Source organism: Actinomadura sp. 9N215, assembly GCF_044326345.1.
GTDB lineage: Bacteria > Actinomycetota > Actinomycetes > Streptosporangiales > Streptosporangiaceae > Spirillospora.
This window is the reverse complement of the sequence record NZ_JBIRBA010000051.1, coordinates 1-26,618: the sequence shown is the minus strand read 5'-3', so window position 1 is coordinate 26,618 and position 26,618 is coordinate 1. Positions and strand designations below refer to the sequence as shown.

22 protein-coding genes are annotated in these 26,618 nt (G+C 68.4%); 11 read left to right on the top strand and 11 right to left on the bottom strand.

Translation table 11 applies throughout. The annotated features are described in order from the left end of the window. Positions 1-134: 134 nt before the first annotated feature. Both ACH34T_RS43375 and ACH34T_RS43370 read right to left on the bottom strand, forming a co-directional pair. Positions 135-803, bottom strand: a complete 669-nt coding sequence (locus tag ACH34T_RS43375; RefSeq protein ID WP_396026863.1) for a recombinase family protein — start codon at positions 801-803, stop codon at positions 135-137. A 372-nt stretch (positions 804-1,175) separates the two neighbouring features. After that, complete coding sequence (locus ACH34T_RS43370; RefSeq protein WP_396026862.1) at positions 1,176-1,367, bottom strand: hypothetical protein; 192 nt, start codon at positions 1,365-1,367, stop codon at positions 1,176-1,178. A gap of 959 nt (positions 1,368-2,326) precedes the next feature. Here ACH34T_RS43370 and ACH34T_RS43365 point away from each other — a divergent pair. From ACH34T_RS43365 to ACH34T_RS43355, 3 genes are all read left to right on the top strand, one after another. Further along, entirely contained in the window at positions 2,327-2,977 is a 651-nt protein-coding gene (locus ACH34T_RS43365) for an RNA polymerase sigma factor (RefSeq protein WP_396026861.1), read from the top strand. Further along, positions 2,974-3,213: a hypothetical protein gene (locus ACH34T_RS43360; RefSeq protein ID WP_396026860.1), complete on the top strand. Its 240-nt coding sequence runs from the start codon at positions 2,974-2,976 to the stop codon at positions 3,211-3,213. The genes ACH34T_RS43365 and ACH34T_RS43360 overlap by 4 nt, the downstream gene beginning before the upstream one ends. Positions 3,214-3,460: 247 nt before the next feature. Further along, positions 3,461-3,685 (top strand): DUF397 domain-containing protein, encoded by a 225-nt coding sequence (locus ACH34T_RS43355; protein WP_396026859.1) that lies wholly within the window; start codon positions 3,461-3,463, stop codon positions 3,683-3,685. 1,059 nt (positions 3,686-4,744) lie between these two features. Here ACH34T_RS43355 and ACH34T_RS43350 read toward each other — a convergent pair. Further along, positions 4,745-5,296, bottom strand: coding sequence for a hypothetical protein (locus ACH34T_RS43350; protein ID WP_396026858.1), 552 nt, complete (start codon positions 5,294-5,296; stop codon positions 4,745-4,747). 133 nt (positions 5,297-5,429) lie between these two features. After that, entirely contained in the window at positions 5,430-6,128 is a 699-nt protein-coding gene (locus ACH34T_RS43345; protein WP_396026857.1) for a hypothetical protein, read from the bottom strand. A gap of 94 nt (positions 6,129-6,222) precedes the next feature. On the opposite strand from ACH34T_RS43345, the gene ACH34T_RS43340 reads away from it, so the two are divergent. The 3 genes from ACH34T_RS43340 to ACH34T_RS43330 all read left to right on the top strand — a co-directional run bounded on the left by ACH34T_RS43340 (position 6,223) and on the right by ACH34T_RS43330 (position 9,061). Next, a complete protein-coding gene (locus ACH34T_RS43340; protein WP_396026856.1) occupies positions 6,223-7,050 on the top strand; it encodes a hypothetical protein in 828 nt (275 codons plus the stop codon). Positions 7,051-7,194: 144 nt separating this feature from the next. After that, a complete protein-coding gene (locus ACH34T_RS43335) occupies positions 7,195-8,277 on the top strand; it encodes a hypothetical protein (RefSeq protein WP_396026855.1) in 1,083 nt (360 codons plus the stop codon). A gap of 292 nt (positions 8,278-8,569) precedes the next feature. Beyond that, positions 8,570-9,061, top strand: coding sequence for a hypothetical protein (locus tag ACH34T_RS43330; protein ID WP_396026854.1), 492 nt, complete (start codon positions 8,570-8,572; stop codon positions 9,059-9,061). A 276-nt stretch (positions 9,062-9,337) separates the two neighbouring features. Here ACH34T_RS43330 and ACH34T_RS43325 read toward each other — a convergent pair whose 3' ends face one another. From ACH34T_RS43325 to ACH34T_RS43305, 5 genes are all read right to left on the bottom strand, one after another. Continuing rightward, positions 9,338-10,258 carry a ParB/RepB/Spo0J family partition protein gene (locus ACH34T_RS43325; protein WP_396026853.1) on the bottom strand — a complete coding sequence of 307 codons (921 nt, stop codon included), beginning with the start codon at positions 10,256-10,258 and terminating at the stop codon, positions 9,338-9,340. After that, positions 10,255-11,400 (bottom strand): ParA family protein, encoded by a 1,146-nt coding sequence (locus ACH34T_RS43320; RefSeq protein ID WP_396026852.1) that lies wholly within the window; start codon positions 11,398-11,400, stop codon positions 10,255-10,257. Before ACH34T_RS43320 ends, ACH34T_RS43325 begins: the two co-directional genes overlap by 4 nt. Before the next feature lie 196 nt (positions 11,401-11,596). After that, positions 11,597-13,858, bottom strand: coding sequence for a helix-turn-helix domain-containing protein (locus tag ACH34T_RS43315; protein ID WP_396026851.1), 2,262 nt, complete (start codon positions 13,856-13,858; stop codon positions 11,597-11,599). Between the two features lie 1,045 nt (positions 13,859-14,903). Next, positions 14,904-15,200 (bottom strand): hypothetical protein, encoded by a 297-nt coding sequence (locus ACH34T_RS43310; RefSeq protein ID WP_396026850.1) that lies wholly within the window; start codon positions 15,198-15,200, stop codon positions 14,904-14,906. After that, positions 15,197-15,868 carry a hypothetical protein gene (locus tag ACH34T_RS43305; RefSeq protein ID WP_396026849.1) on the bottom strand — a complete coding sequence of 224 codons (672 nt, stop codon included), beginning with the start codon at positions 15,866-15,868 and terminating at the stop codon, positions 15,197-15,199. Before ACH34T_RS43305 ends, ACH34T_RS43310 begins: the two co-directional genes overlap by 4 nt. 131 nt (positions 15,869-15,999) lie before the next feature. On the opposite strand from ACH34T_RS43305, the gene ACH34T_RS43300 reads away from it, so the two are divergent. From ACH34T_RS43300 to ACH34T_RS43290, 3 genes are all read left to right on the top strand, one after another. After that, on the top strand, positions 16,000-16,374 hold the full coding sequence (locus tag ACH34T_RS43300) for a DUF4158 domain-containing protein (protein ID WP_396026848.1): 375 nt from the start codon (positions 16,000-16,002) through the stop codon (positions 16,372-16,374). A 147-nt stretch (positions 16,375-16,521) separates the two neighbouring features. After that, a complete protein-coding gene (locus tag ACH34T_RS43295; RefSeq protein ID WP_396026847.1) occupies positions 16,522-17,457 on the top strand; it encodes a recombinase family protein in 936 nt (311 codons plus the stop codon). Between the two features lie 176 nt (positions 17,458-17,633). Beyond that, positions 17,634-18,140: a hypothetical protein gene (locus tag ACH34T_RS43290; protein ID WP_396026846.1), complete on the top strand. Its 507-nt coding sequence runs from the start codon at positions 17,634-17,636 to the stop codon at positions 18,138-18,140. A gap of 418 nt (positions 18,141-18,558) precedes the next feature. Here the strand turns inward: ACH34T_RS43290 and ACH34T_RS43285 are convergent, their stop codons facing one another. Beyond that, positions 18,559-19,578, bottom strand: coding sequence for a pentapeptide repeat-containing protein (locus tag ACH34T_RS43285; RefSeq protein WP_396026845.1), 1,020 nt, complete (start codon positions 19,576-19,578; stop codon positions 18,559-18,561). Then, on the bottom strand, positions 19,575-22,586 hold the full coding sequence (locus ACH34T_RS43280) for a Tn3 family transposase (protein WP_396026844.1): 3,012 nt from the start codon (positions 22,584-22,586) through the stop codon (positions 19,575-19,577). Before ACH34T_RS43280 ends, ACH34T_RS43285 begins: the two co-directional genes overlap by 4 nt. Before the next feature lie 137 nt (positions 22,587-22,723). Between ACH34T_RS43280 and ACH34T_RS43275 the strand changes: the two genes are divergently transcribed. Both ACH34T_RS43275 and ACH34T_RS43270 read left to right on the top strand, forming a co-directional pair. Continuing rightward, positions 22,724-25,402, top strand: coding sequence for a Tn3 family transposase (locus ACH34T_RS43275; RefSeq protein ID WP_396026873.1), 2,679 nt, complete (start codon positions 22,724-22,726; stop codon positions 25,400-25,402). Positions 25,403-25,574: 172 nt separating this feature from the next. Then, positions 25,575-26,591, top strand: a complete 1,017-nt coding sequence (locus ACH34T_RS43270) for a phytanoyl-CoA dioxygenase family protein (protein ID WP_396026843.1) — start codon at positions 25,575-25,577, stop codon at positions 26,589-26,591. Positions 26,592-26,618 lie beyond the last annotated feature (27 nt).

Sequence of the window (26,618 nt, the reverse complement as noted above, 5' to 3'; positions counted from 1 at the left end):
CACCCCTGACCGGTCGCCAATCTCCATGGGCTACCGCGCGGAGCCGAGCCAGCAGACCTCATGAGGGAAGCCGCGCCCCAACAGGCAGACCATCGCCGGACTTGCGGCGTATGACACGACCGTTAACGGCACCCCTACCCGGCAGGCTCCTCGATGGCACGAGCACGGCCCGCAGCTTCGGGGACGTACTTGTAGAGCGTGGAACGCGAGACCCCCAGCAGCCGCGCGATCGAAGTCACGCTCTCCTCCGGCCGCTCCAACAGCGCCCGCGCCCGCCGGACCTGATCAGCGTCCATCGCCGGCGGCCGCCCCAACCGCTGCCCACGGGCCCGCGCGGCCGCCAGGCCGTCACGGGTGCCCGCCACGATCAGCTTGCGGACAAACTCCGCCAGCGCGGCGAACACGTGCATCTGGAACTCGCCCGCCGGGGTGCTGGTGTCGATCGCCTCGGCCAGCGAGTGGAACTTCACGCCGCGGCTGTTCAGTTCGCCGACGATCTCGATCAGGTCCTTGAGGCTGCGGGCGAGCCGGTCCAGGGACGGGACAACCAGGGTGTCCCCCGGACGCAGGTAGTCCAGGCACGCCTGCAGCTCGGGCCGGCCACTGGCGTCCCTGCCGGACCCCTTCTCAGCAAAGATCCTCACGCAGCCCGCCGTCTTCAGCGCGGCAAGATGCCGATCCAGGTGCTGGTCACGGGTCGAGACCCGGGCGTAGCCAATGAGCGCGCCGGAAGCGGCAGGGGCGAGCGAGGAGTCCATGACCTCGACCGTAGAGAATGGGTCCGACACTTCGTTGTTGAACACCGCGACTCCGCGACACGTTTTACGACATGATCATGTCTGTTTTGTGGTGATTTTTGGACGGGGTGCGCCCTCAAGATCCGCGGCTGTTGGAAACCATCGTTTTCCGACGCGTGGTGTGCCCCCCGCGCCGCACCGAGATGCCAAACAATGTCGCCTGATGTGCACTATCGGCGCCGTACCTCTTTGCGCGCATGACAGCGCTCCTCGCACACATCGCCGTGCCCTTGACGGTGGCCGCGCTCAACTCGGCCGTCACCGTGTGGGCGGCCCGCGCCGCTCGCCGGCGGCCGTGCCGCCACCACGCCCACGAGCCGAGCACCACCGGCTGCCGCGCGAACCGAGGCCAGGTGCGGCGATGCCAGCGGCCGGGCTCTAGTGGTGGGCCAGGCTGGAACGGTGATCAGCGTTGAGGCGGGGCTTGAGCAGCAACCGAACGAAACCGGCCAGGTTGCTGGCTGACGACAACCGGTCTTCCCGGAAGTCAGACACCGTCGTTCGCTTGGTCTTCATCGTGTACGGGCCGGAACGGAACGTTTGTTCTTCCCAGAAGCCAGACACCGTCATTCGCCTGATCTCCATTACAGACCGGACGGAACGTTCACCAACTCGGGGGGCCGTTAACGGCTGTGGCACACACCGCAAGTCCGGCTGATTCGTCCAGGTCACGGCGGCCCGCGCGGTGGGCCCCTGGCGGCGGTCGGGTTGGGACGTTACGTCAACCCGAAGAGGTGTCCCGTTACCTCAGCGTCCTGGACCTGATCGTCTGAGGCGACGGGTGGTGTCCCAGTGACCCACGATGTAGCAGTCCACGCCATCTAGGCAGTGAAGGGGGCCGAGAAGCGGTCCCTCACTCACTCCCATCCCCAGAACAGGAGGACAGGATGCGAGATCCAGCACCGCTGACGGCGATGAAGGGGCCGATGGCCTTTCTCATAGCTGTCGCAATCGTCGCTCTCCCCATCGGTCTCAGGCAGATAGGTGGCGACGCTCGTCGCCGTCTTGGGCATCAAGGCGGCCAGACGAGAACAGCTCCTCATCCTATCTACATAGGCCACGGCCAGGCCCACCAAATATCCCCGACCATCTTCATGGCCGCCAAAAAAAGAATACCGACATACCTGTCCTCCCGGAGCGCAGGAGCCCCTTCCTCCTATCAGAACAGCGGATATGCCTGGGTGATGGCGTGTCGGCCTCTCGCCGTAAGCGTCCTCGGCCTCGGAGAGCAGAACACCGGCGACCACCGGAACAGAATACAAAGGTCCGGACGCGAATGCTATATCTCGACCATGAAAAGGAGGTATCCGGCGACCGCGACAAGCAGTGAATGGAGGAACTGGGCAGCCACGAATCCGATGGCAAGAGCCGGGTGCCTGCACTCTCGACGGGTGACCGGCACACGGCATCTCACGCGCCACCTGCAAGGCCGCACCAGCTGTGGCCCCAAGCACCAATCGATGGGGCTACCACACTCCCCGCTCAACATCAGGAACGTGGGAGGGGGGTAGAGCGAATGGAGACAGCCGATGACCCACGAAATGCCTTCTCCTGCCGACGACCCAAGGTCGGTTCAGGACATCCTCAGTACCGCACGGGAGCGAACGGCCGCCGAGGGCGGAAAGGAGCGAGTTGAGAGGGAGACCCAATTCGAGGTCACCTACAGGGCGTATCACCCGAAGACGTTCTATTTCGCCCGGCTGGTCACCAGCAGGCATCCAAACGGCTTCCACCTGGCGGAAGAGGGTGAGCAGGACGCCTGGGTGGAGTACTACCTCCGGACGGTCGAGCGGGGCAAGGAGGTGCCCACGTACCCCCTGGCCTACGTGAAGAAGATGGTGGCGCAGCGGTGTCACGATCTTCTGATGAAGGATCCTGGCCACCAGCAACTGGAGGAGAACGCTGAGGCTCCGCCTGCCTGGTCCTATTCCAAGGACACCGATCCGTCGCAGCAGCTCGTCAACGCCATGCGGGACCTCGCGCCCCGGCAGCGCGAAGCGGTGGCGACATGGATGCTCATTCCCGGGATCACGATTCCCGAACTCGCCGAGGAAATGAGAATCGGCAAGGCGACTGCCCGCACTCACTTTGAGCGCGGGAAGGAGAAGCTGGCGCGACGCCTGCCGGAGCCGCCCGCCCGCCCCATGGACCAGCGAAGAAAAGGACATGACTCGACATGAGCGAGGACAACCTCGGCCCGCCCGCCGACGAAGCAGCGCGTGACGAGCGCCTGCTCGCCTTCTTTGACGCCGCCGTCGCCGAGCAACGGGCCAAGATCGACGAAGCAACCATCCGCCGGAACATCGCCGCGATTCAAGAACGCGCGCGGGCAGCTGTAGCCGACCAGGACGAGCAGGAGGACGATTCCGCCGAGGAGAATCCTGGCTCCCCCGGCCGCGGTCGCGCGGTCGGCTGACATTCGATCACGGGAGTAGCGGACGGCGCCCGGAACCCCGCGAGCAGCGTTCCGGGCGCCCCCATCCAGGCAGCTGGCCAAGGGACACGGCGGCATACCCGTGGCGCGCAGCTCACGGCCGGTGAGACCGGGGTCTTCCTGGTGTCTTGGCGGATCCAGGAAGACCCCGTCCAGAGGGTGTGGTCTCCGCAAAGGCCGCACCCCTACAGCGAGTAACCATCCAGGTCACAGAAGGGCAGTACTCGCCATGACTACTTTCCCAGATCCACAGCGGCCCGACTGGCGCAAGAGCTCCCGATGCTCAGACTCGCTTGAGTGCGTCGAAATGGCCCGCTTCGCCACCAACGTCCTGGGCATCCGTGACAGCACACGGCCTTCCGGCGACCAGGCTCTACTCCTCGCCACCACGCTTGGTGTGGGCCTCCTGCAGGAGATCAAGGCAGGCCTCCACGACCTGCACGAACACGCATAGAGGCCGAGCGGTAGGTTGACGCTCGCCGCATCAACGGCCGGGTGCCCTGGGCCGCCGCATGACCGACCCGGTACCCGGCCGCGATTCCTGCGCCTGCTGCGGGGGATCGGGAGGCAGGTCAGCGGCGGGCACGGCGGCGTTTGGCGGTGCGGACTTCGGCATCATCCACTCTTGCCGCCGGATCCTGTTCCGATGTTCCTCATGGGCCAGGTCCGAAGCCCCCCGCATCAGAACGGCCAGTAGCGATAACCCGAGCCCCGACGGCTCGCTAACGCCACTGGCCGTTCGGTTGCTGCTCAAGCCCCTAGGCCGCCCCCGCTGCCCGGGCCTTCTACTGATGTGACCCATCGGAGCCCCGCGTCGGATGCGAGCCATCGCAGCGGCGCGACTTTACGAGCATGACAGCGCTACTCGCACACGTCGCCGTGCCCTTGACGGTGGCCGCGCTCAACGCGGCCGTCACAGTGTGGGCGGCCCGCGCCGCTCGCCGACGGCCGCGCCACCACGCCCACGAGCCGAGCACCGGCCGCCGCGCGAACCGAGGCCGGGCCCGGCGATGACGGCGGCGGGTTCTTGTGGCGGGCCAGGCTGGAATGGTGATCAGCGTTGAGGCTCACACCGCTGCCGCGAACGGAACTGACGGCGTGCCGTCACGACGGCACGACCGCGGGCCAGCCGCCGGCTTCCCCGCGTAGGAATCGTCACCGTGAGCTCGTGGCGGCCGCCGCGACGATCCATCAGGTGACTTCTCGGGGTTCTGGTCGGTGTTCGGATCGGGGTTCTTTTCGGGGTTCCGTCTATGACAAGAACACCCACCACCGCCAGCCATCGCAGGTCAGCGTGTGAGCACACCCTTCCGTTCGCGGGTCCGACTGCCTGCAGCAGCAGTCCTGCGGGCAATCGGGGTGAGTTAGGTCGCCGAGCGTCCCCGTGAGCGCTCCCTGGGAAGCTCCCGACCACCCGCACCTAACTCACCCCGACCACCTAACTCACCTAACTTTCAGCAGCTCAACCCACGAGTTAGGTCCTCCAGCGGGCCGAGTGAGATCACTAACCCGGTTAGGCGGCGGGCTCAGGTTCGCTTCCCTCATAGACGAGCGTCGCGTAGACGCGCCTCGCCTTGGTCCTGATGCTCGCGGGCACCTCGTCCAGTTCGTCCGGATCAGCGCAGGCGAAAGCCCGTAGGGCGTGAATGCAAGCGAGGGTCCACTCCCTGTGGCGATCGCTGTCGCCAACGTGTTCGCGGTGGACCTTGCCGGTGATGTAGTGGGAAGAGCCCGCGTCCCCGATCGGCCGCCCCCTGAGGCCATCGAGATAGTCGAACTCCTGGCGCCGCGGCAGCTCCGTGCGAGCGACCTGCTGCCTCGTCTGCAGGTACCTCCTGAGGTCCACCGGATCGCAGCCCGCACGGAGCGCGTGAGCGGCATAGAGGCCGACCAGCACGCCGAGGGTGTCCTGGGCATCGGTGGTCCGATAGAGCAGCATCCGCGGCCACTCGAGCTCACTGGTGGCACGGCTGTAGAGAAGAACTTCCTGCAGCCGGTCAACGGTCTCGGTGACCAGGCGGGCCGTCACGGCGTGAAGCTCCTCGGGCATGAACTCGTTTTCCACGCCCGCAACGCTAGGGACACACCGATGTCCTACCTGCAGGACTTGGACAGTCGATTGCCGAACCCGCACCCACGGGTTCACCTCGGTTAAGAACGACCCTGACTGACGGCATGCCGTCACGACGGCATGGCGGCTATCGGCCGAGCCCTCCGCCCCGGTTGGGGCCGTGGTTGGGGCCGTGGTGGCGGTGCGGATCGGCGCGGTGAGGCGCTGCCTCGGGCCGGGCGGGACGCCTGGTTGTGGCGTGCTGGTGGCGTTGTGCGTGTTCGTGGTCGGCGCGGTGGGTGGGCAGCGTGGCGCGGACGGCCTGCTCAGCGCGGAGTTCGGTGAGGCGGCCCCGGGCCTGTGCGGCGGTGGTGGGACCGGGGAGCCAGGTGGTTGCGTGGAGGATGTGGCGGACGGCGCGGTAGGCGTCGCGGGCCTCGGCGGTCACGCCGGCGGCGCGTTCGGGCACGGTGTCGACGTCGTCGGCGATCGCCGCGTCCAGGTGCTCGTGCCAGCGGCCGGTCAGGTCGGCGTGCGCGGCGGTGGCGGCACCGGCGCGCCAGGCCGTGCGCCCGTGGTCGCCGGTGAACGGGGCGGCGGCCTGCCGCTGCAGGTCGGTGAGGCGGGCGTGGGCGTGCTGTTCGGCGGTGGTCGCGGCGGCGAGCTGGTCTTGTGCGGCGTCCTGGTCGCGGACGAGCTGGGCTTGGCTGGTTCCCTGCGCACGCAGCGCCAGACGGCCGCGGTCGGCGAGCGGCGTCAGCTCGGCGAGGCGGGCGACCCGCCTGCCCGCCGCACTGGAGCAAGCCTTGGTCTCCCTACCAGCAAGAACTACTGGACCTCCACGCACAACCGCTGTGCACGCCGCAATGATGACCGCGCTCCTGTTGCGGAGCCGCTAAGGTACTGCTGTCACAAAACGCGTCACAGAACAGGGCGAGTATGTGGGCGAGTCTGATCTTCTGGGACAGCTCCGTGAGAAGGCCGCAGAGCTACCCGCCGCGGGGCCGCCCGAGGTTCTCCAGGCACAGCAGCGCGCCTTGCAGGCCTTGGCGACCGTCGAAGCGGCGCTGCGCGTAGATCCCACGCTCGCCGCCGAAGACCGGTGCGGCGACCTCGACGTCCTGAGCGAGGTACTGCGTCAGCTCCGGCCGCTGGCCCGCCAGGTCCAGGTGGAGATGGAGCGCCGCCGCCTGGCCAGCCAGCCTGGCACCGAGCGGCAGATCGCCCGCCTGGGTCGCACCGGCCCCCTTGCCCTTGATGAGCTGGATGAACTGTCCCAGCACGCCATCACCGTCGCCGACCGCATCGCCAACGCGGCACAGCCGGACTGGAACACCCCCGAACGGTTCCGAGAGCGCTCCGCCCGCCTGCTGCCCTCCCCCGCCATGCTGGAGGACATCGCTGCCCAGCTCCGCTACGCGGTTCGGGCCTCGCTGGAACTGCCGTATCCCGATCCCGAAGCGGTCCGTCTGGCCGCGCTCGCCGACCAGATCACCCTCACCACCCAGCGCCGCCGCGCGCGGTGCGGCGGGCCCGGCTGCGACCGCGATCTGGACCACGCTCCGACGGGGCGGCCCCGCCGGTACTGCGGAGCGGCCTGCCGGCAACGCGCCCGCCGCGCCGCCCGCACCGCGACTCAGGCCCCGGCCGACGACCGCGCCGAGGACGCACTGCAGGCTCGCCTCGCCACCCTGCCGCCCGACACCCGCCCGCTGCCCTCCGTCGCCGCCTACGACGACCTGCTGCAGCGGCGGCCGCGGGCACGGTAGGCCAAACCGCTTCCCGGGCCCGACCCACCAGGTCAGCGCGCGCGGGCTCATGTGAACCTCCTCGCCCCAACCGACCCGCAAACGTCGGATGCTCCTCATACGCTGTCACGTCATCGATTCGCGACGTCCCTGAGAGGTGGGGGCATGCCCAACAAGGGATTCAAGATCAACCGACGTGCCATCGAGAAGATGCAGAAGGAGATCGGTAAGGAGTTCGAGCGCGCGGCGCGCAAGCATCCGGTGCGGGTCCCCGTTCAGACGGACATGCCTGATGTCTCGCTGGGCGCTAATGCGCCACAGCGGGTCGAGGCCGACCCGTATCAGTCGCTGCTGTTGAGCTGGCTGAGTGAACGGGCGCACGAGCATCAGCTCGTCAACATCTCGGGGTTCATCGCAGACCAGGAACTCTCGCAAGATGAGGCGCGGGCGGTGGTCGTGCAGCTGGAGCACCGCGACCTGATCAAGGTATCGACCTCCCTGGCTGGCAAGGACATCTCACAAGTCCAGATGACCGAGTCCGGCGTCATCGAGGCCCAACGGCTACGGAGGCTGCGCAACAGCCGGACCGCCCGTCTCGCACACGCCTGCGATGAACTGTTGCGCTGGGCGTTCGAGGCTGGGCAGCAAGGAGATCCGGCCGAGATCATGACCTTCGTGGACACAGTGGGGTCCTACTTCGCGGGGGACTCACTCACGGTGGACGAGATCCTCGGAGCCTTCCGCTACCTCGAACAGCGCGGCCTCGTCCAGCACGCCGGAATCAGCGACACCACCACGGCAGCGGCGTCGATCAAGGTGCGAGTCACCGACGACGGCGCCGATTGCGTCCTCTCAGGGAGAACCGTGAACGACTTTCTCAGCCACCACAGGCAGGGTGGCGACACCTACAACATCAGCAAATCCTCAGGCTTCGTAGCCGGCAAGCAGCGCAGCGTGGTGCAGAACAACACCATCGGCTTCGACCCGTCGGAGATGCGGCAGTTCGCCGAACTGGTGCTGCAGATGGCCCCAACACTGGGCATCGCGCCCGAGCAGCAGGAAGAACTCATCCACGACGCCGAGATCCTCTCCGAAGAGACCTCCGGTTCCCAGCCCGAGCCGGGCCGGGTACGCGCGGCCTACCAACGGGTCCAGGAGGCACTGACGGCGGTGACCACGACCTCCGCCGGCCTCACCGTGCTGATCCAGCAGGGGCAGGATGCCTACCAGGCCGTCTTCGGAGGCTAAGAGGGCGGGGGCGGCGGCCAACTCTGGTTGAGACCGCCGACCGGCACGCCTAGATTAACCCCCTACGACCTGCCCGAGCGGAAACTGCTCCTGACCGTCCGGTGCTGTATCTCTAGGCCTCAAGGCAGGTTAGATAACTACTAGGTAACGATGTCTCGTAGGACGGCGGTCGTCGGCCGGACTCCCGTGAACACCAGTGGACGCCAGGAGACTCCTGAGAACGTCTGTGGAAGGGCATCTTGCAGCATCGTCTGTTCACCATCAGTCGGCGCGGCCACGCACACTAGGGCTCATGACGAGTTGGAGAGCCCGAAAGACTCTCGGCAACAGGCTCGAAGAGCACGTTGCCCACGAACTCACCTCCCGCGGCTGGGCCGTCGATCATTGGGGCCAGGGCGTCATCGCGGCCGCGGTGTCCAAGGTCCTTCGTCGCACCGACAGCTCACTGCGCTGGGCTCCCGATCTCCTGGCCGCACGGCAAGACACCGTCGTGATGATCGACTGCAAGGCGAGCATGACCAGCCGTGCCACCGGCAAGCACGCCGTCGAGCGTGCCGCGGTCAAGGCCCACCTGCAGTTCGCGGCGCTGTTCGACCTGCCCCTCTACTACGTCTTCGACAACCTCGGCGTGCTCACCCCTATGGACGTTTGCGGCATCGGCCACCTGGGACCCCACACCCGTGTTGGCTCCGGAGCCCCCTACTACCTCGTCAGCACGACCACGGACCGCGCCTTCAACGACGTCTTCGGCACCGCCACCCGCCAGACCAACGACGCCGCGTAGGCGTGGCACCTCAAGTTCCGGCATGCCGTCGAGGCATTGATCATCCAACGTGATGGGGGCGGTTCGTGATTCATCTCCGCGAGCTCGTGGCGGCCGCCACGACGAGTTAGTAGGCACGGTCCGGCGACGCGGCCGAGGGCGCAGACGAGGACGAACCGCAGCGGCGGCTGCGGGCACGGTAGGCGGCTCCCGCCTTCCCAGCCTGCCGGGCCCGCAGCCGCCCACGAGCGGAACAGTGGTGTGCCGGCAGTCGAGCGGAGCTTGATGCCGGTGCGGTCATCCATCAAGGAGCAGATCCGCCAGGACTCGGCGCTGCTCGGCGGTCAGCCGTTCCCGGAGCACCTTGGCGAGGGCGGCCGGATCGTCCCAATCCACGGCTGGCTCGCCAGCGGGGGTGTTAACGCCGTTACCACCCTGAGCCTCGATCTGGGGTTCGGACACTTTGGTGGCCGTGGCGGCTTTGCCTCTGGGGCGAGGGACTCTGGCCGACCTGGATGCCTTCGCCGTCCTGGAGGCCTCGGTCTGCTCCTCTTGCGGAAGTTTGCCGATCGTCCGGGCGTCCTCGACCGTCAGGTTGCCGGCCTTCAGTTCGTCCCGCAGCTCGGGCTTGAGGTTGAGGAGAGTCAGGCGCTGGTGGACCCAGACATGTGACTTGCCGATGCGCCGGGCGACCTGTCGCTGGGATCCGTATACCTTGACCAGCTCGGCCAGGGTCTCCGCTTCCTCGAGCGGGGTGAGGTCCTCGCGGTGCAGGTTGGCCACCAGCGCCGACTCCAACATGTCCGCAGCCGAGGAGGCGAGCGAGTCGTTGACGTCGACGCGGAGCTCGTCGACGCCGGCCAGGCGTGCGGCGGCGAGTCGGCGGTTGCCGTCCAGCACCACGAAGGAGGCGGCACCGAGCGCGGCTGCCCGGTCGGGGTGAGCGTCCAGGAAGGCCTGCCGGGTGATGATGGTGAGCGGCTGGATCTGGCCCTTCTCCAGCAGGCTGTCGGCGGTCTCCTGCAGATCTCCGAGGTCGGTGCGGGGGTTGAAGGGGTTGTGCGCCAGGTCAGCAACCGCGACGGTCCGCGGCGGCCCGGCAGGGTCGGTCTCGGGCGCCTCGCCGGTCGCGTTCGCGATCATCTGGCGTCGTTCGCTGCGTGGCCGGGCCGCGGCCGCGAACGAGGAGGAGACCCCCAGTTCGTCTGCCTTGCTCATCCGAGCTCCCGGGCCAGCTTGCGCAGCACGGCGGACTGGTCGCAGTCGGGTGCGTAGTCCAGCAGCGACACGTGCTTGCGGACTGCCTCGCGCTGCTCCTTGAGATCGGGGATGACCGCGACCACCGGCGGCTCCCCCAGGCTCTTCCAGTTCGCCAACGAGGATGTGGCGATGTAGCCGCGGCGGGCGTCGTAGAGGTTGACCACGATGCCCAGGTGGTCGATCTGGATCTGCAGATCGTCCTGCAGGTCGGCGATCTGGTTCATCAGCATGCCGAACGCGTCGGCGGAGCTGTCCTCGGCCTGGACCGGGATCAGGACGCCGGAGGTGCCTGCGGGTTCGCCGGGGCGGCGTCGGCCGTAGTGCAGCCCGGCGTCCATGGACAGTCCGAGGCTGGGCGGGCAGTCGACGATGATGACGTCGTAGTGGTCCTCAACGGGGGCCAGCGCGCGCTCCAGCGCGGCCTCGCGGGCCCGGACCTGGGAGAGCTTGACGTCCAGCAGGAAGCCGTCGGCGCAGGCGGGCAGCACGTGCAGCCGATCACCGAACCGCTCCCCCGCCAGGGTGACGATCAGTTCGCTGATCTCGCTCTTGGCCTCGCCGGCCATGTGTTTGGCGAGACTGTCCTCTCCGGCGACGATCTGCGGGACGCCGAGCTGGTTGCTCAGGTGGCCTTGCGGGTCGTAGTCGACGATCAGGACCCGCTCCCCCGCCTCGGCGTAGGCGGCACCGAGGCCTGCGGAAATGGCGGTCTTGCCGACACCGCCCTTCTGATTGCCCACGATCTTGCGCCTAGAGCCCTCGCCGCGGCCCTGCGCTGTCCGCGGCGAGGGGTGGGCGGCGAGCCAGAGGGTCACCGCCTGCGCCAGTCCTTGGACGTAAGACACCGACCGGGTCGCGCACGCGGCTTTCAGGTCGTCGTACATCCCTTCGGGCAGCCAGGTGCTGAACGATTCGGCGCCGGCGGTGTCGACCTCCGGCGGGGCAGTGTCGCCGGTCAGCCAGGCTTTGATACCGGCTTCGACGGCGTTCTGGATGTCCACCCGCAGCTCGGCGGCGCGGACTTTGAGTTCTTGGCGCAGCCAAGGAGGAAGCTTGGAGACGATCTTCTCCCGCTCCGCGCCCGCATCAGTAGCAGCCATGCGCGTTACCTTACTAACGCCGATCTTGTTTGGAGCGGCAGCGCGCCGTTACCTTGCTTTCTTCACTGCCCGGCCGGGGGGTGGTAACGGCGTTAACACGCCCTCCGCCCTTCCCAAGGGGAGCATGGGCGAGTGGCCCATGTCCATCACCCAGGCTCGCAGGCCAGAAGGATGTCGCTGATTGGGTTCCTCCCAGTTAGGTTCTTCCAGCCGCGTCCTGGAGCCGGAATTCCCGAAGGACCTGGAGTTCGGCATCGTAAGCGGCATTCTCGGCGGGAGCTCGTTCGTCGTCGGCCACGCAGGCGAGGTCGGCGTGCATGGCGGCGCGTACGTCGTCAGGGATGCTGCGGTCGCACGGGGTGTGTTCGGCCAGCGCGGCCAGCTCGGCCTCGATGTCGGGGGGCCGGGTGAGGTCGGCTTCGGTGATGCGGGAGTCCCGAGGTGGGGGGATCAGCCATGGCGGGGCGCGGCGGCGCCCGTCGGAGCGGTCGTGACGGCCGCTGTACGGCTCGTCAGTATGTCGTCGCCCGGCGGCCGCTTGGGGTGTTCGGGCGTCGATGTCGGCGGGGGAGACGATCCCGAGGAAGGCGTGCCATTCGGTGCGGTCGGCCCGGTGGCCGGCGAGTTGTTCGGCGGCCAGGTCGTCGGCGCCTGTCCTGTCGGCGACGGTGTCCAGGTCCGTGGGGCCGCGTCGCCAGCCATCGGCCGTCTGTTCCGCCAGTCCATGTTCAGCGAGCACGGCGATTGCGGTGTAGGCGGTGCTGCGGGGCAGCAGTGCCGCCGCCGCGAGTTCCCTCACCGAGGCGGGACTGGTCGACAGGGCTTCGTACAGGAACGCCGCGGGTCGGCCGAGGACGCGGAAGGCAGGGTGGATCGCTTCGATCCGGCCAGGGCGCCAGGTCCGCCTGGTCGCGTCGGCAGCGATCACGTCGGGAATCACCAGCTCGTACAGGTCGGCTCGGATGCCCTTGGCGTCCTGGACAAGGTCGATCAGGGCATACGGGCCTTCGCGCAGGATCTGCAGGGCCCGGCAGACGGTGGTGTGGTCGACGGCGGCCGCGTAGGCCAGCTGGCGGGTGCCGAACTCGATGGTTGTCGAGCCGCTCATCTGCGCGGCCGCGCCAATGGCCCGCAGGATCGCGCGGTAGGACAGCGCTCGTTCGCCCCATACCGTCTCCTGTAGGCGTTCTACGATGCGCATCGCGTTCTGCCAAGTTCGGATCTGTTGGTAGATGGTGAGCTGCCATGGAGCCGAGCGCAGCGTTCCACCCCACAGACCACCGCCCCTTACATTGTAAAGATCTTGGCCGGAGTGGGTTCCGATGTCTTCAGGTCGTCGCTCAGCGCAAGCCGGACCAGAGGGAGGGGGGAAGGGGGGCGTGAGGTTAATCCCCCTTGTGTTGCTGCCAGATACAGGATCCCCCACTTCTTGCGCACCGGGTTTTTGATCATGAGCTGTGTAGGTGATGGCCTTGGCCCACTCGGCCTGGAGGAGGTGGTCGTCTCGCCACCAGGACGCGATGGGGGCCCAGTCGGCGGCGAGGGAGGCGCGGACGTGTTCCAGTCGCCAGCCGCGGGCGGCTGCGCTGGTCAGGATGGCTTGCCGGGCTTCGGAGCTGGACGGGTAGCGGGCGGTGTCGTAGTCGGCCGTCCGGGCGGTCTGCTCCAGGGGGTCGCTTAGCCGCCGGGCCCGGCCGCCCAGGCGGGCGCGGAACGGCTCGCCGGCGTCGTCCAGGTCGACGCTCGGGTCGGTGTCCGGCGCCCGGGGGTGCCGGGCCTCCAGGACGGCGTCTCTGCGACCGGCGACCGCGTCCAGCTCGGCGGCGAGCTCGACCTGCAGGGCTGACCACACCTGTTCCCCGCAGGGAGCGGCGCAGATCGCCTCGGCTTCTTCCACGCTGCAGGTCAGCGTCATGAAGCCGGTCAGCCGACCGCCTTGGCTCTTGTGCGGTGAGCCCGGACCGCGGATCTGGGCGTCGGTGTTCTCCATGGGGGAGGTGTCGACGACCGGGTGGAAGCGCAGGGCGCAGGCTCTGGCCAACTGCCGCAGGTCGTGGAAAGGGATCGGTGAGGCCCACAGCACGTAGATGTGCGCGCCGCCGGAGGGGGAGCGGTCGACCAGGGCGCGGCCGCCGCATTCGGTGACCATCTCGACGATGCGCTCGACCACCGCGGTGATGTAGCCGGTCCGGTCCGCGGCGCCCTCGGCGGGGACGCGCGAGGTGTCCAGGTCCAGCATCAGTGCTTGGCCGCTGCTCGAGGCGTGGTCGAACGTCGGCACCGTCGTCGGGCGGTTCGGCAGCGCGAGCTGGATCGCGACCTCGTACCGGTAGCCCTTGCTGGACGACCGCGGGAAGGACATGCCGCCATCGGGCGACCTGCGCATCACCGGACGCTGCGCGATGTGCGGCACGGTGATCCGCGCCCACGCCTGCTCGGCGTCGACCGCCCCCGGCATCCGGGGGCGCTGGCCGCGTGTCGGCGGCCTATCACAGGGAAGACCTGCGATAACGGGTTCTAGGGCGGCCTGGCCGTTCTCAGGATCTGGACGTACTAGGCCGACCTGACGACTACGTGCTATCGTCGGGCTCCATACGTCAGTGGCCGCTGCCAAGCGCGCCACACCGTCGGTCCCACCGCCGATCGTCCAGAGGATTGCCCGTCATCCGGACGAGAGGCAGAAGACTGATTCGCTTGAGTGAGAGCGCCCCTGCGGGGCGCTCTCTTCATTTCAGGGGCACCTCCATGCACGGCGACGAACCGCCTGACCGAGAGTCAGGCGGCGCTGAAACGTATGCAGGGACGGTAGTGCCAGGACCGGAGCGCGTGTGGCCGCGGAAAGGCGCGCGGCTGCTACGGGCGTGTCTGCCGTCGAAGTGTCCGGGGTACCGGGTACTCTCATAACAGCCTCCTCGGTGTGGTTCGCGAGAACCGATGGGGCGACTGAGAGCCTCGAGCTGACCGCCAAGAAAGCTCGGCTCTCGCCACGCGCGGCGGCGGCCTCGCTGGGTATCGGCACCTTGTACCGATGCCTGGCGACCCCGCCGCCGTTGGTTTTCAGGCCTCTGACGCCCTGCCTTGCGAGCGGAACGCCATCGGCCTACCGGGAACCTACACGCCCTGTGACACCTGAGGTGCAAGGCGCGCCGAGCAATCCACAGCGTGTGGATTACTCCACAGATCCGCCCGCCCTGGACGCGTCTCGGTGCCAGGTCTAGCGAGGCGGCGACCTCTCGCCTGACCGGGTTCGTCCCAGTCAGGTAGCGCGGTGGTAGACCCGACCTGTTGGGGTGGCGCAACTCTCGTGTCGCCCGATGCATCGACGTTCTCCTTTCTGCGCTGATCGTCCCGTGTGTTCTGTCATCGGAGCTGTCAGCCGGGGCGATGATTTGAGGATTCGGTGTCATCTGGGCCTCTGCCGTGTTCTTGGGGCTGGTGTGACTCGGTGGGCCGAAGGAAGGCCCGGCCCGCACGGGGTGGCGGGCCGGGCCCGGTCGGAGGGGCTAGATCAGGCCGGTGTAGGCGGCTTGGCGGCCGTCCAGGGCGGCCAGGACGATGCGGCCGGCGGCGGCGAGTTGGATGTCCCGGTTGGCGATCCACTCGCGCGCCAGCTCCCGGACGCGGGTGGCCTGCATGCCCAGCGCGACGGCGGCGGCGTCGCTGTCCCTCGCGGTGCGGATGAGGGCCAGGACCTCGCCGGCGGACGCGATCGGCTCGTCGGGGTGGACGGCGTCGGCGCGGATCTCCAGGTCTCGGATCCGTTCGGGCGCCAGCGGCTCGGGCAGCGTGTGCGTGGTCATCGGACGGTCTCCTGGCCGGTGGCGGGCTGGCAGGACGGCGCGTCGTCGCCCGGCGCGTCGTCTGGTGCGTCGTCAGGGGTGTTCTGGGGCGTGCCGAACAAGACCTGGTGGGCGCGCTGGAACCGCGTGGTGTCGTGGGTGCTGGTCTCGATCGCGTACGACAGGGCGTCGGCGGCGTCGAGCATCGCCTCGGCCCACTGCCGCCCGCCGTCGATCTCGGTGACCGCAGTCGCTGTGGTGGCTGCGGTGGTGGGCTGGTCGCGCCAGCCGCGGCTGCAGATGACCTCGGCCTTGGCTCCGACCGCGGCGTCCAGGTCGATGTTCAGTACGTACGCGGCGCGCTGGGCGGCGGCGAGCACGCCGTCGAGCGCGGCGCCCAGCGCGAACCGGGCGTCGGAGTCCAGGTGGACGTCGGCGACCCACCCGGCGGCCGCCGCGACCTCCAGGACGGCGCGGCCGGGGTCCAGGCCGGTCCGGTCCTCGACGCCGGGGCTGGTCGGGTGCGGCTCGATCGGGGCGTCCAGCACGTTGGCGGTGACGTGCGCCGTGATCGCCACGTCGGCGAGTTCGTCGCGGACCTGGTCCCAGCCGCCGGTGCGGCGGGCCATCCCGGCGGCGCGGCGGTAGGCGCCGACGAACTCGCCGGCCTCCTCGGCCAGCCCCAGCACCTGACGCTCGCGCTCGCTCTCGCGGGGGAAGGGGTCGCCGTAGTACTCGGGAAAGATCGGGCGGATATGGCGGCGTAGGCTCCCGAACCGGGATCTTGGACTCCGGCGGGAGGTTGCTGGTGGTCGCTCCGGTGTTCACCGACGAGGAGTTAGAGGGGCTGCGGCGGTTCCCGGAGATCGGCAGGGAGGAGCTGTTCCGGTTCTTCACCTTGACGCCGGCGGATGTGGCGTTCGTCGATCCGGGCCGGGGGCGGGGCCCTGCGGATCGGCTCGGACTGGCGGTGGCGTTGTGCACGTTGCCGTGGCTGGGATTCGTTCCGGACGATGTGGCGTCCGCGCCGCCAGCGGCGGTTGCGCGGCTGGCCGAGCAGCTCCGGGTCGATCCGAAGGCGTTCGCGGGGTACGGGCGGCGGGCCAAGACCCGCACGGATCATCTGCGGCTGGCGGCGCGGTATCTGGCCCTCCGCTCGGGTCCGTGTCACCAGGGGCAAAGTAGCTCTGAGTAGTGATTGCCACTCTTCGTGCTCGCAGAAATGACCTGTTCTGCGAGACCGGCGGTGCCTCGCCGCGCGTTCACGTCCTCCCAGGTCGACATTCGCACAACTCCTCGCAGAACCGGATGGCTGTGCGTGGAGTTCTGCGAGACTGGCCCGGTGGAGCTGGCACCAGAGGAGGCCGCTGAGGCGGTCGAGCGCTACGACTGCCCCACCTGCGAGGTGATGGCGCCGTCGCCGTGCCGGACGCGGGGCGGGAAGGTCGCCTCCAAATACCACACCGCGCGGTTCATCCTGGTGCCCGCGCTGCGCGAGCTGCTGGAGGTTCCGGTTCCGGCCGGGCGCCGACCGGGCGCGGCGTGGTATGCCCTCCGACCGGTGGCGGCCGCCGAGGTGGCCCCGTCCGCGCCGCCGATCCGGATCGGGTACGCGCGCTGCTCTACCAAGGACCAGGAGCTCGACAGCCAGTTGATCGCGTTGCGCGCGGCCGGGTGCACGCGGATCTTCTCCGAGAAGATCTCCACGCGGATCAAGGTGCGGCCTGAACTGGAGGCCGCGCTGGGCTTGTGCCGGGACATCAAGTCGGCCGCGCCCAGCCAGGCGGTGATCTTCACGGTGCACGAGCTCAAGCGGCCCGCCCGCAACGCCGCCGAGCTGATGGCGCTGGCGGGCGGGTTGCAGACCGCCGGGATAGAGCTCGAACTGCTCACCGGGCCGCTGACCGGGATCTACGACCCGAACGGACTGGGCGCCATGCTGTTCGCGGTGCTGGCGGTTTCCGCCCAGCTCGACCGCGGCTACATCCGCGACAAGACACTGGAAGGCCAGCAGGCCGCCGCCGCGCACGGCAACCACGGCGGCCGCCCCAAGGTGATCGACGACGACATGCTCACCTTCGCCCAGGCGCTGCGCGCCAAAGGCGTCCCGATCCCCGAGATCGCCGCCAAGCTCAAGATCCCCACGGGGAAGAACGCGGGCAAGCCGCCCTCGGTCGCCTCGCTGTACCGCGCTCTAGCCGACGCCGACCGGCGCGGCGACCGGGAGGCCCGCCGCTCCGTCCCGATAACCGGGCACGCAAGGCGCCGGTTTGGCTGATCTCATGTGCCGAGGAAGGTCGTGGCCACGCGTACCGGGTGCTGGTCCGACGCTAGCCACGTAGTGTATTGGATTAACTACTTTGGGTAATATCCTCTTGTGCCGCTCAGCGGCGGCGCCAATTTGGTCTAAGCCGCCGGCGGGTAATCCAGAACAACAGGAGGGGACCACCGCCCATGCACACCGCCATCTCCCGAGCGCTGCTCGCACCGACGCTGCTGGCCGCCTGCGCGGCATCCGTACTCACCGCCACCACGGCGGCTGCTCACGCATCCACCAACGCACAGGATTCCAGCACCGAGCGGCGCGTCTCCCGAGCATCGAACCGACCGCACTCCGAGGCGCACCCCGCGAGCGAGCAGCGCGGCAGCCACGCAGTGCACGTCGGTAGAACCCGGCTGGTCAACGGCTACTGGACGGGGTCGGCCAGCTACATCAACACCGATGGCCACTACCGCGTGGTCTGCGCTCACCTCATGCTCGACAAACCGAGGGAATTCGACGACTACCTCACCGGCAGTTGCATAGATGCAGTACGCGGAGTGCGCCACCACAATCCGCCGATATACCCCTGCAAGAATCATATGTGGAACTTCCACGTGCACGTCTGGGTCAGGGGCATAGACGCAAAAGGGGCGGTCGAACAGAAGCGGTCGAACAGCATCCGAGCTAAATGCGGGTGAAATGCTGACCACACAGTCGGCGGGCCGCTGGCCAAGGGCGTGGCTGCCCGGCCGTCCAGCAGCGAGTCAGTGCCTGTTCCAGATCTGCTGATCTTGGGCGGCCTGTGGGGGGCGCTGTCGGGGATAGCGACGGCTCGAATGGTGGCGTTTGCGGGCCCCGGGTGGTGACCGAAGTCCGCCCCCCGGGGCCCGGTCACCACCCAGCCCCTCCTTCAACCACACAGCGCACGAGACCTCAAAATCATCACTCTAGGTAATCATATACATACAAATAGTGGTCTGGTGGGGTTCTACCTTCCCCTACGCGAGATCCAGCGGGGACGACGACTTCACCCGCGCCCTGGCCGACGACGGCCCAATGGCGAGCCACGCCGCCCCAGCCAGGTCGCCGCGCCGCGCTGGCAAGGGCAGGGTGCCGTCAGAAGAGACGGGTGTTCTGGTTGGTGATCGCCAACCGCCTCACCGCGGCCGGCGTTATTCCCGTGATCCCGCGGAGGTCTGCATCGAGCAGGCTCGCTCCGCGCAGGTCCGCGCGAACTAGGATTGCGCCGCGCAGGTCCGCGTTGTCGAGAATCGCGCCGCGTAGATCCGCGCCGGTCATTTGCGCACCCCGCAGGACTGCATCGCCCAAATCCGCACCGCCCAACTCCGCATGATTCAAGTCCGAGCGGCGCAGGTCCGTGCCGCTCAGCCCGGCGCCGCGCAGGTCCGTGCCGCTCATCCGCGCGCCGGCCAACTCAGCCCGGACCAGCCTCGCATCGCGTAGGTTCGCGCCGCTGAAGTCCGTGAGACTCAGGTCTGCGCCGTCCAGGTCTGCTTGGCGGAGGTTCAGGACCGGGTTCAGGCTCGCCTCATCGAACTGACCGCCGCGGATTCGGATGCCGTGAAGATCAAGACGTCGTCCGCCGGACAGGTCGCGCGGCTGATGGCCGAGGACGGTAAGGGCGGCGTGGACGTCGGTGTGGGGTTCGTCGGGAAGCTTGGCTGTGGGGGCGGGGTCGTGTTCGCGGACGAAGGCCGCGAGCACGGCGATGATGGTGGGACGGTCGCGTTCGGAGTCGCTGGCGATGCGCTCCAGGGCGTAGATGGCGCCGAGCCGGACGTCGCGTTTGTTGGAGCCGAGTTGTTCGACGGCTTTGGTGTAGCGGTCGGTGATCTGGGCTTCCTGGGTGGCCCGCAAGGTCAGTGCGGTGGCGATCAGGCTCGCCGCCGTGAACACCACGCCGAACAGGATGCCGATGGTGTTGAACGTCAGATGCCGGGCTTGGCGCTGCTGGTTGAGTAGGTCGACGCGGTCCTTGACCGGCAGGCCCGCCAGTTCTTCGGCGGCGGGTGGTGGGATTGGTGCTGTGCCCTGGCGCCAGGACCACAGCCGCCTGCGGCGAAGGGCGAGTCGGCGAGCGGGCTGCCGATCATGACCAGTCTCTGGCGGTGTCATCGGCTTGGCCGGACCGTGCCGTAGAGGTCGAGGTGGCGGCTCATGTCGAGTTCTAAGCGGCCGTACAGGTTCAGATGCGACCAGAACAGCGCCGACAGACCTCGTCGGTCGGCGGGGGTGAGCCGTGTGCGCCAGGCCGGGTCGCGCAGGACGATCTGGATCATGACGGTGTTGAGGTAGGCGATGGTGACGGCGATCAGGTGCAGGGCCAGCGCGGAGACCTCGGCGTGTTCGCGGTCGTCGCCGGTCAGGTCGCCGGCCTTGCCATAGAAGAGGTCCTTGCTGGCACTGTTCCAGTTCTCCACCACGTTCAGGCCCTCGTGGATCTCACGGCGGAGTTCCTCGGTGGCGAGGTAGTCGCAGATGAAGATGGTGCGGATCACCCGGCCGAGTTCCTCGATGGCCTGGTAGGTGGGGTGTTTGGGGCCGCCGCGGGTGAAGCGTCGCAGCATCTGGTGAGACTCGGCGGTGCCCAGTCGCAGCGCGGTGGCGTACTTGATCATCTGGTCGTAGTGGCGGGCGATGAGGTCCCAGTCGATGGTCTTGTTCGACAGTGCCTGGCCGATGAGCGGCCAGGACTCGTCCTCTCCGATGCCGGGCCGGTACAGGCGGGCGGACCCGATGTTCTTCAGCCGGGGCAGGAGCTGGAAGTCCAGCAGGTGGGAGAAGACGAACCCGACGATGGAGGCGCCGTGGGTGTCGGTGTACTGGCGGTCGATCTCGGCGTCGGTCAGATGGCGCAGCAGGCCCTCGATCATGGAGGCGACCTCGGACGCCGAGGTGGTGGTCACCTGGGAGTAGATGCACACCGACCGGCGTTCGACGTGCCAGTACACCATGATCCCGGGGCCGCCGTAGCGCTGGTGCCACTCGGTCATGAAGTTCGCCGACCAGGACCCGAACTTGCGCGAGTCCGACGCGCACGAGGTCCCCGCCCCCCACAGGCCCGTGTCGCGGGCCTTGAGGGTTTCGTTGACCACCGTGCGGATCGCGGCGCGCAGGTTGTCGCGGTTGATGAACAACCGGCGGGTGCGGCGTAACGCCGCCTCGGTGTCGGCCCCCTGTCCGGGCCCGGCCGCGGCGGCGACACCGTCGGCCACGCGCTTGATCCCGATGTTGGTCCCCAACCCGTACAGGCACAGCAGCAGCCGGCGCTGCAACACCGCGGCGTCGGTGACGGTGCGCGAGGCCACCGAGGTGAAGTCAGAGGTGAAACCGGTGACGTGGGCGACGTCCTTGAGGACGTCGAGCAGGTCGACCACGCCCCACCGGCGGGAGATCTCCTCCTTCAGCGCCCTGAGATTCGCCGGTTCGGGCTGCCTAGCCACCGGGGGCACGCTGATCCACGGTTCGCCCTTCTTCCGTGTGATCCTCACCCCACCGGTTGTGCCCGCGCGCAGTGCCTCATTGAGCCGGTGCAATGCCGCCACGTGACTTTTTTGCAGGTCGGCGATGAATGCCGCCGCATCGCGGGGCTTGGACAGCGCCTGGTAGTGCACGTCCCGGTTGTCCTCGAAGTCGGCCGGCAGGTCGGCCTCAGGGTTACGCCAGGTCTTGCCGCCCTCCACCCAGATCTCCCGGCGGCGGATCGCCTTGCGCAACGCCACCAGCACGCACAGCTCAAACGGGATCCGCTCGATCCGGCCGGACTCGGCGTCGACGACGGCGTCCCGCCAGTCATCGGGCACCACATGATCCAGCGGCACCGCCTCGATGGTGTCGTAGAAGACCGCGTCGGAGTCGGCGTAGCGGTCCAGCAGCGCCAGCGCGTCCATCACCGGCTGGAACGCGGTGTTGTTGCACCGGAAGGCGACTGCGCGCAACAGTTTGGGCAGCCCGCGGCGGTAGTGATGGGAGTAGGACCCGCGCAGCTTGGTGCGCACCCGGGAGTTGAACGCCTTTTCGTTGGCCTTGGCCTCGGCGACGATGTCGGCCAGCGTCCGCGTCCCCACCACCGGGTAGATCGCCTCCCGCACGAGCTCCTCGGGCAGATCCAAAGCGGCCTGGGCCAAGCGGACCAGGATGCCGCCCTTGCCGTGCACCCGGCGGTACTCGGCGCTGATCTCCCCCTCGACCTTCCTCTCCGCCCGCACGCTGATCTTGTGGACGAGCTGGATCAGCAACCCCACCAGCCCGTCGATCACCTCGGTCCTGCGTACCCAGCACAACGCCGCCAGCAGCGTCAGCCGGATCGGCTCAGGGGCGGCGGCGAAGTCCGAGGGATACATCCGCATCGCCCGCGCCCGCCAGGCCTCCACCACCTTCTCCGACACACCCTCAAACAGCCCCTCGGGCAGGCCGATCGCCTTGACCCGCTCCAGCTTGACGATCTCGGCCAGCAACGTGTCCAACTGGATCGGCCCCGGGTCCTCCTTCAACTCCTGCAGGAAGCTGCGCACACCGCCGGCGGACGCGCCGTCTGGATCGGGATCGGCGACCGCAACCAGTTCACGCAGCCTGGCCACGGCCGACACCGGCAACCGGCCGAAGACCGCGGCGGTGAACTCCCGCTCGAACATCGCCTCCGCGGCCCCGACCAGGCGTTCCACCCGGCCGGGCGAGGGCGGCTCGACCCTCTCCTGACGGCAGCGGGCCAAAAGCGCCGCCCGCAACCGGTCCCGCGAGGTCTCCACCGGGCAGATATCAGCCGCCAGCCAGAAGATCAGCTTGTCCTCATCGGCCAGCGTGGGCTCCCGGAACCCGTGGAAATCGCGGACCTGCGCCCGGTGATACTTGATCGTCCGCCCCGACCAGTCGTACTCGGCGAACAAAGCCGCATCGACCTTCAGCTGCTCGGCGACGTACTCCACAGCGGCCCTTGGGACGTCCTCCCGGCGCGGGAACCTGCCCTCCAACTCGAAGAACTTCAGCAGCAGCGCGAACCCCAGCCGGGTCGCCCCCGACTTGTTCGCCAGCAACCCCACCTCGTCCTCATCCAGCGTCCAGCCCTCGATGAGGTCCTCCAGCGCCCAATCCCGTCGCAACCGAACCCCGCCCTCTCTTGACACCTGCTCCAAGCCAAGAGAAGGCGTGACCAGACGACTACGTTCCGGTATCACCCATCCGTGATTACTACGTCACGATTCTGGGACATCACAGAGAGCTACTTTGCCCCTGGTGACACGGACCCGAGTGGGGGGCCTATCTGGGGTGGCGGGCGGGGACGGCGCTGGAGTTGAAGGAGCTGGATGAGTTCCTGCTGGCACGGGCGATGGAGCATGACTCCCCGACGCTGCTGTTCCGGCTGGCGTGCGAGTACCTGATCTCGGCGAAGGTGATCCGGCCGGGCCCGGTGACGGTGGTGAAGCGGGTCGCGCACGCCCGCGAGGCGGCGCGGCGGGAGACCTTTGACCGGCTGGCCGATGAGTTCACCGAGGAACGCCGGGCGGGGCTGGACGAGTTGTTGGTGGTGGACGCGGCGATCGGGATGACGCGGCTGCGGTGGTTGGGCAAGGGTCCGGTGGAGGCCTCGCCGGCGGCGGTGAAAGCAGAGGTCGCCAAGCTGGAGTTCCTGCGCGCGATGGACGCGGACCGGCTGGATCTGTCAGTGCTTCCGGCGGAGCGGCGCCGGTTCCTGGCCACGGTGGGGCGCCGGTCGACCGCGCAGGCGCTGGCGCGGCGCGATCCCGAGCGCCGGTATCCGATCTTGTTGACGCTGGTGGCGCAGTCGGCGACGGAGGTGCTGGACGAGGTCGTGCAGTTGTTCGACCAGGCGGTCTCGGCGCGGGAGGGCAAGGCCGAGCGCAAGATGCGTGGTGCGCTGGCCGAGCGCGCCAAGGCCGGTGAGGACCACCAAGCGCTGTTGGATGTGATCTTGGCGGTGGTCGCCGATCCGGTGGTGCCGGATGAGGAGGTCGGCGGCTTGCTGCGCGGTGAGCTGGTCGGGTGGGAGCGGCTGCGGGCGGCGCAGTCGGCGGCGTTGCCGCCGTTGCCCCGCGACCATGGGCATCTGGCCGCGTTGGACGGCTCGTATGGGTATCTGCGGCAGTTCACGCCGCAGGTCTTGGAGGCGGTTCCGCTGGCAGGCGGTACCGCGGCCGCCGACCTGTTGGCGGCGGTGGAGGTCCTGCGGGGCCTCAACGCCAGCGGCGCCCGCAAGGTCCCGGCGGGCGCGCCTGTGGGGTTCGTCCCGGCTCGCTGGCGCGGCTACCTGCAGGATGCGGCCGCGGCCGGTGATACCAGCGCCTACCGGCACTATTGGGAGCTGTGCGTGCTGCTGGCGCTGCGCGATGGGCTGCGGTCGGGTGATGTGTGGGTGCCCGGCTCGCGTCGCTATAGCGATCCGGCGGCCTACCTGCTCACCCCGGCGAAATGGGCGGATCAGCGGGGGGAGTTCTGCCGGCTGGTGGGCAAGCCCGCCGACGCTGCCGCGGGCCTGGCCCTCCTGGAGGAGGAGTTGCACGCGGCGCTGGGCGAGCTGGAGCGGACTCTGGCCGCGGGCGACGGCCCGGTCCGCTTGGACGAGGCGGGCGACCTGGTGATCTCCCCGTTGTCGGCGGAGGACGTTCCGGCCGAGGCGGTCGCGCTTAAGGCCGAGCTGACCGAGATGCTGCCGTTCGCGCCGATCGTGTCGCTGCTGATCGAGATGGACAAGCGCACCGGGTTCTTGGGCTGCTTCACCCACGCCGGCGGCAAGCAGGCGCGCAGCCCGGAGCTGAAGCGGAACCTGATCGCGGTGCTGATCGCCCAGTCGACCAACCTGGGGCTGACGCGGATGGCGGACGCGTGCGGCATCTCCTACGACATCCTGGCCTGGACCGCCGAATGGTACGTGCGCGAGGAGACGCTGCGGGCGGCGAACCTGGCGCTCATCGGCTACCACGGCAAGCTGCCGCTGACGGCGGTGCTCGGGTCGGGCACGTTGTCGTCCTCGGACGGCCAGCGGTTCCCCACCCGCGGCAAGTCCGTCACCGCCCGAGCGCTCAGCAGGTATTTCGCCCATGAGGGGTTGTCGACGTACACGCATGTGACCGACCAGCACACCACCTATGGCACCAAGGTCATCGTGGCGACGCGGCGAGAGGCCCACTACGTGCTAGATGAGATCCTCGGCAACGCCACCGACATCCCGATCACCGAGCACGCCACCGATACCCACGGGGTGACGTTGGTGAACTTCGCGCTGTTCGATCTGCTGGGGCTGCAGCTATCGCCGCGGATCCGGGACCTGGGCAAGATCACCCTGTACCGGACCGCCCCCAAGGCGCAGGTGGTGGATGCGTTCCCGCTGGCGGGGCCGCTGCTGACCCGGCGCGCCAACACCGAGCTGATCGCGGCGCACTGGGACGATCTGTTGCGGCTGGCGGGGTCGTTGAAGTTCGGGCACGCCACCGCCTCGCTGCTGGTCGGCAAGCTGTCGGCCTCCGGCCGGCAGAACGCGCTGGCGGCGGCGCTGAAGGAGTACGGGGCGCTGCGCCGCACGGTCTACGCTGCCCGGTACCTGTCGGATGCGGCGTACCGGCGCAAGATCTCCCGGCAGCTGAACAAGGGCGAGTCGCTGCACGCGCTCAAGCGCGATCTGCTGTACGCCCATGAGGGTGCGGTGCGTGCCCGGCACCTGGAGCAGCAGACCGAGCAGGCGTGGTGCCTGACGCTGGTCACCAACGCCGTGGTGACCTGGACGACGGAGTACTACGGGCTGGCGGTGGCTGCGATGCGCGCGGCCGGGCGCATCGTCGACGACCAGGTGCTGGCCCACATCTCCCCGGCGCACAGCGAGAACATCAACTTCTTCGGCGCGATCGACGTCGACATCGAGGGCGAGCTCGCCCAGCTCGGCCCCACCGGGTACCGGCCGCTGCGCGTGCGCGACACCCTGTTCTGAACCAGGCGCTAACGAGGGTCGGGCGACCCAGCAACCGGTTCGGCCGCCGGTTCGCGGTGTCCCTGCGCGCGCATGCCGTCGATGAACAGCTTGAGGTGATGGCGGTACCGGTGCGGATCGGCCCTCCGCTCCCGTACGTGTCCCCAGCCGCCAGGTAGTAGTGCGGTTCTACTTGGCTGATGAAGCGATGGCGGAGCCAAGCCATACGCGCAAAAAGCGTTTGTCCGTGATCGCTCGCCCGGATGATCCTGGGGGGATGGACCTTGAGAGCACGGTGCAGGACTGGCGAGCCGATGGCTTCGTGATCCTTCCTGGGTTCATCCCCGCCGAGGAGTTGACTGCGGCGGTGAGCGAGCTGGGCCTGCTGTTTCCCTCTGCCGAGGGCTTTCATGACGGAACCGACTCGCGTCGCGGACGTTTCATCGGCGACGAGTTCGCCGGGATCGACACCTTCCCGTTCGCCAGCACCGAGATCAGTCTGCTGGCGGTGCGTCCTCGCCTCCTGGCGCTCGCCCAGGCGCTGCTGGGCGACAGCGACGTCCACATCTACGCGGCCGAGGCTTGGGCGAAGTACACCGGCGCCTGCGACTACGACCAGGACCTGCACCGCGACTACCTCAACCACACCGTGCTGGTCCCCAGTACCACGCCGGGCTGTTCGCAGGTGGAGATGTTCGTATTCCTGACCGACGTCCCCGAAGAACTCGGACCGCCGCATCTCCTATCGCGCAGGCACACCGCGCACATTCCCGCCGTCCCGAACTGGTTCCTGCGGCCGGGACAGGACAGCGCCTGGCGCTTCAACGACGACAGCGGCAGCCCGCAGATGTACGGGGCCGAGGTCTCCGGTGCCGGGCCCGCCGGAACGGTCATCGCCTTCGAGGTCGGCACCTTCCACCGAGGCACCCAACTGACCGCACCGCGCGGCGCCCGCTACAGCATGCACCTGGGCTTTCGGCCGTCCAGCCTCTCGTGGGGGCAGCGTGTGGGATGGGCAGCGCGCAGCTTCGAACGAGAATGGGTCGCGTTCGTCCACCGCGCCACCCCTCGTCAACTCCAGGTCTTCGGATTCCCTCCGCCAGGACATCCCTACTGGACGCCGCAGACGCTCGCTGGCATGGCCTTGCGCTATCCGGAACTCGACCTCACCCCTTGGTCGGCCTCCGTGCCCGCAACCCGCAGGCCCTGATCGCACCCCGCCGCCTTCGCGGAGTCC